At 73.0% G+C, this 12,281-nt stretch carries 14 protein-coding genes; 3 read left to right on the top strand and 11 right to left on the bottom strand.

Translation table 11 applies throughout. The annotated features are described in order from the left end of the window. Positions 1-41: 41 nt before the first annotated feature. On the bottom strand, positions 42-1,673 hold the full coding sequence (gene groL, locus AB0953_RS07495) for a chaperonin GroEL (RefSeq protein ID WP_366858442.1): 1,632 nt from the start codon (positions 1,671-1,673) through the stop codon (positions 42-44). A gap of 115 nt (positions 1,674-1,788) precedes the next feature. Then, positions 1,789-2,097, bottom strand: coding sequence for a co-chaperone GroES (groES, locus tag AB0953_RS07490; protein ID WP_114053772.1), 309 nt, complete (start codon positions 2,095-2,097; stop codon positions 1,789-1,791). Positions 2,098-2,446: 349 nt separating this feature from the next. Between groES and AB0953_RS07485 the strand changes: the two genes are divergently transcribed. Further along, positions 2,447-3,853, top strand: a complete 1,407-nt coding sequence (locus AB0953_RS07485) for an FtsW/RodA/SpoVE family cell cycle protein (protein WP_366858441.1) — start codon at positions 2,447-2,449, stop codon at positions 3,851-3,853. Here AB0953_RS07485 and AB0953_RS07480 read toward each other — a convergent pair. The 3 genes from AB0953_RS07480 to AB0953_RS07470 all read right to left on the bottom strand — a co-directional run bounded on the left by AB0953_RS07480 (position 3,837) and on the right by AB0953_RS07470 (position 6,141). Next, positions 3,837-4,184: a hypothetical protein gene (locus AB0953_RS07480; RefSeq protein ID WP_366858440.1), complete on the bottom strand. Its 348-nt coding sequence runs from the start codon at positions 4,182-4,184 to the stop codon at positions 3,837-3,839. The genes AB0953_RS07485 and AB0953_RS07480 overlap by 17 nt on opposite strands. 122 nt (positions 4,185-4,306) lie before the next feature. Next, positions 4,307-5,194 (bottom strand): polysaccharide deacetylase family protein, encoded by an 888-nt coding sequence (locus AB0953_RS07475; protein WP_366858439.1) that lies wholly within the window; start codon positions 5,192-5,194, stop codon positions 4,307-4,309. Then, entirely contained in the window at positions 5,191-6,141 is a 951-nt protein-coding gene (locus AB0953_RS07470) for a polysaccharide deacetylase family protein (RefSeq protein WP_366858438.1), read from the bottom strand. Before AB0953_RS07470 ends, AB0953_RS07475 begins: the two co-directional genes overlap by 4 nt. 100 nt (positions 6,142-6,241) lie before the next feature. Between AB0953_RS07470 and AB0953_RS07465 the strand changes: the two genes are divergently transcribed. Then, positions 6,242-7,858 (top strand): methyltransferase domain-containing protein, encoded by a 1,617-nt coding sequence (locus tag AB0953_RS07465; protein WP_366858437.1) that lies wholly within the window; start codon positions 6,242-6,244, stop codon positions 7,856-7,858. Here AB0953_RS07465 and AB0953_RS07460 read toward each other — a convergent pair. From AB0953_RS07460 to tsaB, 5 genes are all read right to left on the bottom strand, one after another. Continuing rightward, positions 7,845-8,468 (bottom strand): hypothetical protein, encoded by a 624-nt coding sequence (locus AB0953_RS07460; RefSeq protein ID WP_366858436.1) that lies wholly within the window; start codon positions 8,466-8,468, stop codon positions 7,845-7,847. The genes AB0953_RS07465 and AB0953_RS07460 overlap by 14 nt on opposite strands. A 72-nt stretch (positions 8,469-8,540) precedes the next feature. Next, the gene (locus AB0953_RS07455; protein WP_366858435.1) at positions 8,541-8,816 is read right to left on the bottom strand and encodes a hypothetical protein; all 276 of its coding nucleotides are present in this window, start codon (positions 8,814-8,816) and stop codon (positions 8,541-8,543) included. Further along, positions 8,816-9,976: a tRNA (adenosine(37)-N6)-threonylcarbamoyltransferase complex transferase subunit TsaD gene (gene tsaD, locus AB0953_RS07450; RefSeq protein ID WP_366858434.1), complete on the bottom strand. Its 1,161-nt coding sequence runs from the start codon at positions 9,974-9,976 to the stop codon at positions 8,816-8,818. The genes AB0953_RS07455 and tsaD overlap by 1 nt, the downstream gene beginning before the upstream one ends. After that, positions 9,969-10,493, bottom strand: a complete 525-nt coding sequence (gene rimI / locus AB0953_RS07445; protein WP_366858611.1) for a ribosomal protein S18-alanine N-acetyltransferase — start codon at positions 10,491-10,493, stop codon at positions 9,969-9,971. The genes tsaD and rimI overlap by 8 nt, the downstream gene beginning before the upstream one ends. 5 nt (positions 10,494-10,498) lie before the next feature. Continuing rightward, on the bottom strand, positions 10,499-11,161 hold the full coding sequence (tsaB, locus tag AB0953_RS07440; protein WP_366858433.1) for a tRNA (adenosine(37)-N6)-threonylcarbamoyltransferase complex dimerization subunit type 1 TsaB: 663 nt from the start codon (positions 11,159-11,161) through the stop codon (positions 10,499-10,501). A gap of 169 nt (positions 11,162-11,330) precedes the next feature. Here tsaB and AB0953_RS07435 point away from each other — a divergent pair, with 169 nt between their 5' ends. Further along, complete coding sequence (locus AB0953_RS07435; RefSeq protein ID WP_366858432.1) at positions 11,331-11,888, top strand: hypothetical protein; 558 nt, start codon at positions 11,331-11,333, stop codon at positions 11,886-11,888. A 110-nt stretch (positions 11,889-11,998) separates the two neighbouring features. Here the strand turns inward: AB0953_RS07435 and AB0953_RS07430 are convergent, their stop codons facing one another. Next, complete coding sequence (locus AB0953_RS07430) at positions 11,999-12,205, bottom strand: hypothetical protein (RefSeq protein WP_366858431.1); 207 nt, start codon at positions 12,203-12,205, stop codon at positions 11,999-12,001. Positions 12,206-12,281 lie beyond the last annotated feature (76 nt).

Genomic DNA, 12,281 nt, shown 5'->3' with positions numbered 1-12,281 from the left:
GGTGGGGACCGGGGCCTTCACGCGCTCAGGGAGCGACCGGGTCAGTGGCTGTGGCCGTGACCGTGGCCGTGGCCGTGGGCGTCGGCCTCCTCCTCGGCCGGCTTCTCGACGACCAGGGTCTCGGTCGTGAGCAGCAGGGAGGCGATGGAGGCGGCGTTCTCCAGGGCGGAGCGGGTGACCTTGACCGGGTCGATGACGCCGGCCTTGACCAGGTCGCCGTACTCACCGGTGGCGGCGTTGAAGCCCTGGCCCTTGTCGAGCTCGGCGACCTTCGAGGTGATGACGTAGCCCTCGAGGCCGGCGTTCTCGGCGATCCAGCGCAGCGGCTCGACGGCGGCGCGGCGGACGACCGCGACACCCGTGCCCTCGTCGCCGGTCAGGCCCAGGTTGTCGCCGAGCACCTTCACGGCGTGGACCAGCGCGGAGCCACCACCGGAGACGATGCCCTCCTCGACCGCGGCGCGGGTCGCGGAGATGGCGTCCTCCAGACGGTGCTTCTTCTCCTTGAGCTCCACCTCGGTGGCGGCGCCGACCTTGATGACGCAGACGCCGCCGGCGAGCTTCGCCAGGCGCTCCTGCAGCTTCTCGCGGTCCCAGTCCGAGTCGGTCGCCTCGATCTCGGCCTTGATCTGGTTGACGCGGCCCAGCACGTCGTCGGCGGAGCCGGCGCCGTCGACGATGGTGGTGTCGTCCTTGCTGATGGTCACGCGGCGCGCGGTGCCCAGGATGTCCAGGCCGGCCTGGTCGAGCTTGAGGCCGACCTCCTCGGCGATGACGGTGGCACCGGTGAGGGTGGCCATGTCCTGCAGCATCGCCTTGCGGCGGTCGCCGAAGCCCGGGGCCTTGACCGCGACCGCGTTGAAGGTGCCGCGGATCTTGTTGACGACCAGGGTCGACAGGGCCTCGCCCTCGACGTCCTCGGCGATGATCAGCAGCGGCTTGGAGCCACCCGCCTGGATGACCTTCTCCAGCAGCGGCAGCAGGTCCTGGATCGAGGAGATCTTGCCCTGGTGGATCAGGATGTAGGGGTCCTCGAGGACCGCCTCCATGCGCTCCTGGTCCGTGACGAAGTACGGCGACAGGTAGCCCTTGTCGAAGGCCATGCCCTCGGTGAACTCGAGCTCCAGGCCGAAGGCGTTGGACTCCTCGACGGTGATGACGCCGTCCTTGCCGACCTTGTCCATCGCCTCGGCGATGAGCTCGCCGACCTGCTGGTCCTGGGCGGACAGCGCGGCCACGGCGGCGATGTCGGACTTGTCGTCGATCGGGCGGGCCGTGGCGAGGAGCTCCTCGGAGACGGCCTTGACCGCCGCGTCGATGCCCTTCTTCAGGGCGGCCGGGGAGGCGCCGGCGGCGACGTTGCGCAGGCCCTCGCGGACCAGCGCCTGGGCCAGGACGGTGGCGGTGGTGGTGCCGTCGCCCGCGATGTCGTTGGTCTTGGTCGCCACCTCCTTCACCAGCTGCGCGCCCAGGTTCTCGTACGGGTCGTCCAGCTCGACCTCGCGGGCGATGGTGACACCGTCGTTGGTGATGGTGGGGGCGCCGAACTTCTTGTCGATGACGACGTTGCGGCCCTTGGGGCCGATCGTCACCTTGACCGTGTCGGCAAGCTTGTTGACGCCGCGCTCGAGGGCGCGACGGGCGTCCTCGTCGAACTTCAGGATCTTCGCCATGGGAGCGGTTCAGCCCTCTCGGAAAACTCGGGGTTCAACGAACCGCGCCCCTCGCCGCCCGGCAATCAGCGGGGTGACCAGGGGCGCAGCTCAATGCAGTGCTGGGTGAAGCGAATTACTTCTCGATGATCGCGAGCACGTCGCGAGCCGAGAGGACGAGGTACTCCTCGCCGCTGTACTTCACTTCGGTGCCGCCGTACTTGCTGTACAGCACGACGTCGCCGACGCTGACGTCCAGCGGGAGACGCTGGCCGTCCTCGAAGCGGCCCGGGCCCACGGCGAGGACGACGCCCTCCTGGGGCTTCTCCTTCGCGGTGTCCGGGATGACCAGGCCGGAGGCCGTGGTCTGCTCGGCGTCGAGCGGCTGGACCACGATGCGGTCCTCAAGCGGCTTGATGGCAACCTTGGAGCTGGCGGTCGTCACGATCCGACCTCCCCCTTCGGAGATCTCACGGGGTTAACTGTCTGAGGTGGCGACCAGGTGGATCCGTCGTCGCGGGTGCCGGACCTGCCCGTCGCTGTGTTGGCACTCACCGGGGGCGAGTGCCAGGTGCGAGACTATTCCGGCGATTAGCACTCGGTCAAGCGGAGTGCCAACACGCTCCGTCCGGGTCCCGGATTCGGAGCGTGCCCACAGCACTCCCCGGCCACATCCGGCCGAAACCCTGCGGTCGCGACGTCCCCCGAACGGCCCCGAGCAACCTCGCCGCCGTCTTTTACGTCTTGCACGATATGAAGATAAAGCGCCTCAAGGGGGACCGGATCGGACAGCCGTGCGGAGGCTGAGACCGCTGACGACGGCCGGCGCACGCCGCCGGACCGAGGCGCTGCTCCTCGTCTTCGTCATCGGCATCGCCGTCCTCGGGCACGCGAGCGCGGGCCTCGCGCTGAACGGCGAGCTCCCGGCGAACCTCAGCGGCTTCACCATCAGCCTGACCCTGCTGGCGCTGGTCGCCCATCTGGGCGTGCGCCGGTTCGCCGCGTACGCCGATCCGCTGGTCCTCCCGCTGGCCATGCTGCTGACCGCGCTCGGGCTCGTCCTGCTGCACCGGCTCGACCAGTCCTACATCGAGCGGTACGGGGCCGAGGCCAACGCGCCCGGCCAGCTGGTCTGGACGGTGATCGGCGTCGCCGCCTGCCTGCTGGTCGTGGCGCTGCTGCGCGACCACCGGCTGCTCCAGCGGTTCATCTTCCTCACCATGGCCGTCGCGCTGGTGCTGCTGACCGCGCCGGCCTTCTCCCCCGCGGACACCTACGGCGCCAAGCGCTGGATCGTCGTCGGCGGCTTCTCCGCGCAGCCCGGCGAGTTCGTGAAGATCATGATCTCGGTCTTCTTCGCGGGCTACCTGGTGATCCACCGCGACGCCCTGGCCCTGTCCGGCCGGAAGTTCCTCGGCCTGCGGCTGCCCCCGATGCGCCAGCTCGGGCCGCTGATCACGGTGTGGATCGTCTCGCTGCTGGTGCTGGTCTTCGAACGCGACCTGGGCACCTCGCTGATCTTCTTCGGCGTCTTCGTGGTGATGCTGTACGTCGCCACCGAGCGCACGAGCTGGATCGTGTGCGGCCTGCTCATGGCCGCGGTGGGCGCCTTCGTGGTCGGCTCCACCGAGCCGCACGTCAAGGGGCGCGTGGCGGCCTGGCTCAACCCACTCTCGTACTACTGGAAGGACCGGCCGCCGGGCGTCACCTCCGACCAGTCGGCGCAGGCCCTGTTCAGCTTCGGCACCGGCGGCATGTCGGGGACGGGGCTCGGCATGGGCCACCCGGAGCTGATCCAGTTCGCGGGCCGCAGCGACTTCATCCTGACCACGGTCGGCGAGGAGCTCGGCCTGGCCGGGGTCATGGCCGTACTGCTGCTGTACGCCCTGCTCGTGCAGCGGGGGCTGCGGATGGCGCTGGGCGCCCGCGACCCCTTCGGCAAGCTGCTGGCGGTGGGCCTGTCGGCGGCCCTGGCCCTGCAGGTCTTCGTGGTGGCGGGCGGGGTGACCGGGCTGATCCCGCTGACCGGCAAGGCGCTGCCGTTCCTGGCGAAGGGCGGCTCGTCCCTGCTGGCCAACTGGATCATGATCGCCCTGCTGCTGCGGATCAGCGACAGCGCGGAACGGCAGCGCGAGGCGGACAGCCGCGGCCCGGTGGAGACGACGATCACCCCGGTGATCGCGCTCAGTGGATCACGCTGAAGCTGCGCCAGGGCGGGCTGCCGGGGGCCGTGTCGTTCGACAGGGTGGTGGCGACGTAGGTGCCGTCCGCCTTGTCGGACTTCTTGCAGTCCGGCGTCCGGTACAGCACGACGTCCACCAGCGTGCTGTTGTGCACGTGGGCCGCGCCGCGCGGCAGGAGGATCCGGTGGCAGCCCTCGACGGAGGTGTTCGAGTGGGTGACCTCGATCGGCGAGTCCTCGGCGCGAAACCTGAGCTCGCCCACGGTGGTCTTGCCGGCCGAGCAGGCCGTGGCGGTGAGGAGCAGGAGCGAGGCCCCTGCGATGACGGTGAGACGCCGGGAGCGGTGCATGGCTCGTTCCTCGTCTGTGCGGGTGCGGGCAGCCGTTACTCGCAGCTTGGCGAGCCCGGCGGCGGAGGGCATCCGCTGCGCGCCCGGCCGGATGACGGCCGAAGGGGCGACCCGCCGACCCGTCAGAGCCAGTCCTCCAGGCGGCCTATGCGGTAGCCCTGGCGCTGGATGCTCTCCAGCATGTGCTTGGTCATCTGGACCTCGTTCTCGCCCTTGAGCTCGGACGGGCCGCGGAAGTGGGCCAGGACGATGTCACCGGGCTTGAGGCCGGAGCCCTCGGCGTACTGGAAGTCGTTGATCTGCATCGACGCCTTCCACAGCACGACCTGCGTGATGCCGCACTCGGCGGCCGCCTTGAGGGTGTCGTCGTTGTAGTTGCCGTACGGCGGGCGGAAGCGGGTCGGCTTGGCGCCGAAGCGCTTCTCCAGGCGCTCCTGCTGACCGCATATCTCCTTCTTCTGTGCCGCGAAGGGGAGCGTGCGCATGTTCGGGTGGGTCAGCGTGTGGTTGTTTATGGTGCTGCCGGAGCCGTTGTCGCGGATCTTCTCGAAGTGGCCGTAGTCCGACGAGGCGATGTTGTCCGTCAGGAACATGCTGATCGGCAGCTTGAGGTCGGCCGCCATCTTCAGGAACTCGGGGTCCTTTTCGGCGCCGTCGTCGAAGGTCAGGAAGACGACCTTCTCGCCTGCGGGGACGGGTATTCGGTCCACCACCAGGGGCTTGCCCGGGGCCGCCGGCGGCAGGGCCGGCTTCTGCGGGGGCTTGGGCGCGAACTGCACGGGGGCGTTCAGGCCCCACTTCCGGTACGCCTCGTCGCCGGGGCTCGCCGCCGAGGGGGACCCGCTCGGGGACGGCGACGCCGAGGCGGAGGCCGATGCGCCGGCGTGCCCGTCGGCGGTCTTGCGCCCCAGTCGTTCGATCGGGTCCACGCTGTTCCCGCACCCCGTCAGGGACAGGGCGAGCGCGCCGGCCGCCAGCGTTCCGGCCGTCAACCGGCGCGCGTACTTCACAGGTAGTCCTCCAAGCGGGCCACGGCATACCCCTTGTCCGTGACGGTCTTCATGACGTGACGGATCATGTCAGGCATGGAGCCCTTCCAGTCGTCCCGCCCCCGGAAATGCGTGAGGATGATATCTCCGGGATGGAGGTCGCGGTCCCATTCACGGTAGTCCATCCGGTCCGGGAAGGCCTCGGCGTTCCAGAGCGGAACCGCTTTGATGCCACAGGACTTGGCCGCTTTGAGCGTGTCCTCGTTGTAGTTCCCGTACGGCGGCCTGAGCAGGGCCGGGCGCTTGCCGAACTGCTTCTGGATGATGTCCTGCTGGCCGCAGATCTCCTCGCGCTGCTGCTCGTACGTCAGCGCGGGCAGGTAGCGGTGGTTGAGGGTGTGGTTGTCCAGGGTGACGCCGGCGTCCTGCATCTTCCTGAAGTAGGAGTAGTCGTCGCGGATGAGGTAGTCGCTGAGGAACGCCGTGTACGGGATCTTCAGCTCCTGCATCATCCTCAGGAACTCGGGGTCCTTCTCGGCGCCGTCGTCGACGGTCAGGAAGACGACCTTGTCCTGCGTGGGGACGGTCGTGAAGACCGGGGGGAGGTCTTCCTGGCCGTCGACCTCGAAGCCCTCGCGGGTGGTGATCTCCGGCTTCGCCTTGGGCGCCGGCGGCGCGGCGAGCGGCGCCTTGTCCAGCTTCCACTTCTTGGCCGCGGCGACCACGGCCCGGCGGGCCGCCTTGCGCTGCTCGGGGGTGAGGGGGGCGCCGGGCGCGCCCGTCGCCTCGGTGCCCTGGCCCGGCTTGCCGGGCCTGGTCCGGTCGGGTGACTCCGCGGAGGAGCCGCAGGCGGTTCCGAGGGCCGCGACCAGCAGGGCGGCCAGCGCCACCCCGGTCCGGGCGCGCGGGCCGGCTCCGCGCCGGCGACCATGAAGCGTCCTATGTCCCTTTTGTCGTACAAGCTGCATAGCTGCGCATCCTGGCACCGCCCGCGCGCGCCGCGCGTCCGACACCGCGGGCGGACCGCGACCTTCCACCGGGTGGCGCACACTGGCCGACAATGAACGGGTGACACCCGAAGACTTCGCCGACCTCCTCACCCCCGAGGGCCGCGCCCTCCTGGACTCGCTGCGCGACTACGACCCGGGCCAGGAGCTCGCCGTCGCCACCCGGCTGCGCCGCGACCACCCCGCGCACCTGGTCTCCGCCGCCCTCGGGCAGGCCCGGCTGCGGCAGCGGGCGGTGGCGAAGTTCGGCGCCGAGGACGCGTTCCGGATGTACTTCACCCCCGGCGGTGCGGAGATGGCCACCCGGGCCTCGGTGGCCGCGTACCGCGCCGGGCGGCTCGCGGATCTCGGCGTGCGCAGCGTCGCCGACCTGTGCTGCGGCATCGGCGGGGACGCGCTGGCCCTGGCCCGGCTCGGGATCCGGGTCCTGGCGGTGGACCGCGACCCGCTGACCGCCGCGGTCGCCCGGGCCAACGCGGGGGCGCTGGGGCTGGCGGAGCTGATCGAGGTCCGGGAGGCCGACGTGACGGCCGTCGACACCACCGGCTACGACGCCGTCTTCATCGACCCGGCGCGGCGCGGCGGACGCGGCCGCATCTTCGACCCGGAGTCCTACTCGCCGCCGCTGTCCTGGGCGGTGGAGACGGCCCGCGCGGCGAGGACCGCCGCCATCAAGATCGCCCCGGGCATCCCCCACGAGGCGGTCCCGGCCGGCGCCGAGGCCGAGTGGATCTCCGACCACGGCGACGTCAAGGAAGCCGTCCTGTGGTTCGGCCTCCCCCGCCCCGCTGCCCCGGCCGAGGCGTGGCCCGCGACGCCGCTCGCCGAACCGACCGAAGGCCCGGCCACGGGCCCGGCCGACGCCTCGGCCGCCGGGACGGCTGCGGGCCCGGCCGCGGGTGCGGGTGCGGGTGCGGGCTCGCCCGACCAAGCCGCCACCGGCGGAGCCGGGCGGGACGGGTCCGGGCGCAGCCCGGGGAACGGGGGAAGGGCGGGGAGGGGACCAGCCCCGCAGGGCAGCCCACCCCGCGGCGGCGGGCTCACGGCCACGGCCGGCGAGCCGGCCGGCGGGTCGGCCGGCGCCTGGGCCGAGGACACGGCAGCGGGTCCGGCCGCGGGCCCGCACGACCAGGCCGCCACCGGCGGAGCCGGGCGGGACGGGTCCGGGCGGAGCCCCCGCGGCGGCGGGCTTCCGGGCGCGGCCGGGGGCCGGGCCGGGGTGGCCGGGGTGCGGGCCACCCTGTTGCCCGGGCCGCGCACGCTCCGGAGCACCGGCCCACTGGTCGACGCACCGGTCGGGCCCGTCGGGCGGTACCTGTACGAGCCCGACGGGGCGGTCATCCGGGCCCACCTCGTCGCGGAGGTCGCCGACCGGCTGGGCGGCCGCCTCATCGACCCGACCATCGCCTACGTCACCGCCGACGAGCTGCGCGCGACGCCGTACGCGACCGCGTACGAGATCACCGACGTGCTGCCCTTCGGCCTGAAGAAGCTCAAGGCCCTGCTGCGCGAGCGCGAGGTCGGCACCCTGACCGTGAAGAAGCGCGGCTCGGCCATCGAGCCCGAGGAGCTCCGCAAGAAGGTCAAGCCGCAGGGCCCGAACGCCGCGACGGTGTTCCTGACCCGCGTCGCGGGCGCCCCCTCGATGCTGATCGGCTCTCCGGTCAGCGCCCCGTAGCCCCGCCGAAGGCGCGCACCGCCCAGCGGTAGTGCGCGCCGGCCTTGGCCAGCCCCAGCAGGCCGGTGATCCACAGGACCATGCCGAGGCCCACGAAGTACGCCACCTCGCCGTACGTGCTCTCGCCCGGCCGGGCCGAGGCCGCCGAGGCGAAGGCCACGCAGAGCCCGAGCGCGGCGGGGACGAAGGAGGCCAGCAGCCAGGCCAGGCTCAGCCCCGGCGCCCGCAGCCCGGCGTCGGCGGCGGGGTCGCGCTCCCAGGCGGCCCAGGCGTGCAGGAGCCGGCGCACCTCCCGGTCGCGGCGGGCCCCGCGGGCGAACCAGAACCCGGCCGGGACGAGCACGCCCACCCCCAGCGTCGCGAAGACGACCCCGAAGACGGCGGAGAAGGCCTCGGGGCTCTCGAAGGACATCAGCGCCATGCCGACGAAGGACCAGCCGAGCGCGAAGACCGCGGCGACGGCCCAGAGCAGCAGCAGCCGGTCCAGGCCGAGGTTGAGCCGGCCCAGCTGCCGGAGGATGCGAGCCCGGTCGGCCCGTACGGCGGCCCCGTCCAGCCAGGGGCGCAGGTCCTCGGGCGGCGGCGGGGGCGGCAGGTCACGGCGAGGCATGCACATGACCCTATCCGGCCAACGAGCCCCGGTCGGGAACGGGAGACGGGTCCGGCCGCCGCGCCCCGGCGGTCAGGCCCGCCCGACCGCCTCCACCGACTCGAACCGCCAGCGGTGCACCGGACGGGTGATCAGGTCGGCGGCGGGCTCGGGGAGTTCGGGGAACTCCCCGGCCGGCCCCTCGGCCGCCTCCCACCAGGTGATGACCAGCACCCGGTCCTGCGCGGCCCGGAACAGCTCGCGCCGCACCGGCTCGCGCTCCAGCACCTGCGAACGGGCCCACTCCAGCAGCTCGTTGCCCCGTCCGGCGGCGGCCCGGGCCTCCCACATCAGCGCGACGGTGCCCATCAGTACAGGTTGTCCTTGCTGAGCTCGTGCACGTGGTCGTGGTCGTGGCCGTGCCCGTGGGCGGAAGCTCCCCCGTGGGCGTGCTCGCGCCCGTGCTCGTCATCGCCGCCGCCGGAGGCCCCCGGCACGTGCGGGTCCGTCACCGGCAGCGAGGAGTCCGCGGACAGGTCCCAGTCCGAGGCCGGCCGGTTCCGCCGGACCATCTCCGCGCCCAGCGCCGCCACCATCGCGCCGTTGTCCGTGCACAGCTTCGGGCGCGGCACGCGCAGGACGATGCCCGCGTCGTCGCAGCGCTCCTGCGCCAGCGCCCGCAGCCGGGAGTTGGCCGCGACACCGCCGCCGATCATCAGGTGGTCGACGCCCTCGTCCTTGCAGGCGCGGATCGCCTTGCGGGTCAGCACGTCCACCACGGCCTCCTGGAACGACGCCGCCACGTCCCGCACCGGCACCTCCTCGCCCGCGTTCCGCTTGGCCTCGATCCAGCGGGCGACCGCCGTCTTCAGCCCCGAGAAGGAGAAGTCGTACGCGGGGTCGCGCGAACCGGTCAGCCCGCGCGGGAAGTTGATCGCCATCGGATCGCCCTCCTTGGCCAGCCGGTCGATGACCGGGCCGCCGGGGAAGCCCAGCTGCAGCACGCGCGCGATCTTGTCGAAGGCCTCGCCCGCCGCGTCGTCGATGGTCGCGCCCAGCGGCCGCACGTCGGAGGTGATGTCCGGGGCGAGCAGCAGCGAGGAGTGCCCGCCGGAGACCAGCAGCGCCATGGTCGGCTCGGGCAGCGGCCCGTGCTCCAGCTGGTCCACGCAGATGTGCGAGGCCAGGTGGTTCACCCCGTACAGCGGCTTGCCGAGCGCATACGCGTACGCCTTGGCCGCGGACACGCCGACCAGCAGCGCCCCCGCGAGGCCGGGGCCCGCGGTGACCGCGATGCCGTCGAGGTCGCGGGCGCTGACGCCCGCCTCCTTCAGGGCGCGCTCGATGGTCGGGACCATCGCCTCCAGGTGCGCGCGGGAGGCGACCTCGGGCACGACGCCGCCGAAGCGGGCGTGCTCGTCGACGCTGGAGGCGACCGCGTCCGCCAGCAGGGTGGTGCCCCGGACGATGCCGACGCCGGTCTCGTCGCAGGAGGTCTCGATGCCGAGGACGAGGGGTTCGTCAGCCATGGGTCTCACCTTGTACGGGTCCGTCCGCGGGGACGGAGTGTGCGGGATCGGAAAGGCGCATCACGAGCGCGTCGACGTTGCCGGGCTGGTAGTAGCCCCTGCGGAAGCCGAGCGGTTCGAAGCCGAAGCGCTCGTAGAGCTTCTGGGCGCGGGTGTTGTCCACCCGCACCTCCAGCAGCACCTCGGCGCACTCGAACGCGGTGGCGGCGCGCAGCAGGTCGGTGAGGAGCCGGGCGCCGAGCCCGGTCCCCCACTGGTCGCGGGCGGCCGCGATGGTCTGTACGTCGCCCAGGTCGCCGGCGGCGGCCAGCCCGGCGTACCCGACGAGGCGGCCCGTTCCCTCGTCCTCGGCGACCACGTAGTGGCGGGTGGCGTGCGGACCGCGCGCGTGGGCGAGCTCGGACCAGAACATCCCGGCGGACCAGGCGTCCTCGGGGAAGAGCTCCTGCTCCAGTTCCAGCACGGGCTCGATGTCCCACCAGCGCATCTCGCGCAGCACGGGGGTCACTGCGGTCACTGCGGTCACTTCGGTGTGACCACCTTGTAGTTCTTCGGCACCTGCGCGTCGGGCCGGCGCAGGTACAGCGGCGTCGGGGGCAGGAACTCCTGCCCGGCCGCGATCCGGCGCGCCGCCAGGCCCGCGAGGGCGGCAGCGCTCTGGTGCTCGGGGCCGCGGGCGTCGGTGAAGACCTCCGGGTAGAGCAGCGCGCCCTGGCCCACCGCCGGCAGCCCGGCGACCTGCTCGGCGATCTCGGCCGGGCGGTCCACGGCGGGCTCGCCGACCCGGGTCAGCGGGTCCTCGTAGCGGGCCCAGTAGACCTCCTTGCGCCGCGCGTCGGTGGCGACGGTGAAGGGGCCCTCGATCCCGGCGGCGCCGGCGGCGTACGCCAGGCCGTCGAGGGTGCACAGGCCGTGCACGGGGATGCCGAGGACGGCGGCGAAGGTCGAGGCGGTGACGAGGCCGACGCGCAGCCCGGTGTAGGGGCCCGGCCCGACGCCGACGACGATGCCGGTGAGGGCGTCGAGCTTGAGCCCGGCCTCGGCGAGGACCTTGTCGACGGAGGGCAGCAGGAGCTCCCCGTGGCGGCGCGCGTCGACCTGGTTCGACTCGGCGAGGACGGAGTCCCCGTCGTGCAGGGCGACGGTGACGGCGGGCGTGGCGGTATCTACGGCGAGCAAGAGCACGCGAACAGCCTACGACTCCCCGGCCCCGGGCCCTCGCGGCCGGTCGCGGGGCACCCCGGCTGCTACCTTCGACCCAGGTATCGGCCGGGGGTCCGGCCGCGGGCGCGTACGCCCGGCGGGCGGCCCCGGTCCAGGGGCAGCGCGCGAGGGCGCGGAGAGGTGGAGCAAGGTGGCACGCAGCAGCTCGGGAATCGTGGCCGGGCTCACCGTCGCGGCGCTCGCCGCGGTCGGTTTCCTCGGCTACCAGGCCTCCGCCACCGCGCCCGCGCATCCGGCGAAGGAAACCCCGCGGGCCGCGGCGCCCGCCGCCGTGCCGGCCGCACCCGGCCCCGAGGCGGCGAAGCCGGCGGCGCTGCCGCCCGACTCCGGCACCGGGGCGCGCGTGGTGTACTCGGTGAACCTGCGGCGTGTGTGGCTGGTGGGCGAGGACGGGCGCGAGCAGAGGTCGTTCTCGGTGATGCCGAGCACGGCCCACCCCAAGCCCGGCACGTACCTGGTGAGCTCGCGCTCGGGGGCGGTCACCGGCTCCGACGGGGTGCCGATCGAACACGTGGTGCGCTTCGCGAGCGCCGACGGCATCGTGATCGGCTTCAGCGCGCGGGTGGACGGACAGATGCCGCAGCCCGACCCGGCCAAGAAGACCGGCGGCATCCGGATGACGCGGGCCGACGGAGACGCGATGTGGGCGTTCGCGACGATCAACGCGAAGGTCGTCGTCCTGCCCTGACGTGTCCTGCCTGACGCGCTGCCCGACACGGCGGCCGCACCCGCGGGCAGCGTTCACCCGGACGGAGGACACGCCGGATCGGCGTGGCGACGGGCCGCGAGGCGTGCGGCTCAGGCCGCTTCGGCCTCCGGGGCGGCCTGCTCGCCGGCGCCGGACCCGGCCTCCGCCTCGGCCTCCTCCGCCCGGGACCGGCGGACGCGGGCGGGCGGGGTCGACACGGCGTTCGCGGCCGCGCCGGCCGCGAGCAGCGCGCCCATGGGCACGGCGGACGGGCGGGGGTCGCGCGGTGCGGTTGCTCCGGATGCTCCTGCCGACATGGCTGCCTCCTGGCCCGGGCCGGCCCGTACTTAGGTAGTCCTAACCAGCCCTCCGTACCATGTCACCACGGGCGCC

Source organism: Streptomyces sp. NPDC046866 (assembly GCF_040704625.1).
Taxonomy (GTDB): Bacteria; Actinomycetota; Actinomycetes; order Streptomycetales; family Streptomycetaceae; genus Streptomyces.
The sequence above is the reverse complement of the archived record's forward strand: the minus strand, read 5'-3'. Positions and strand labels throughout refer to the sequence as shown.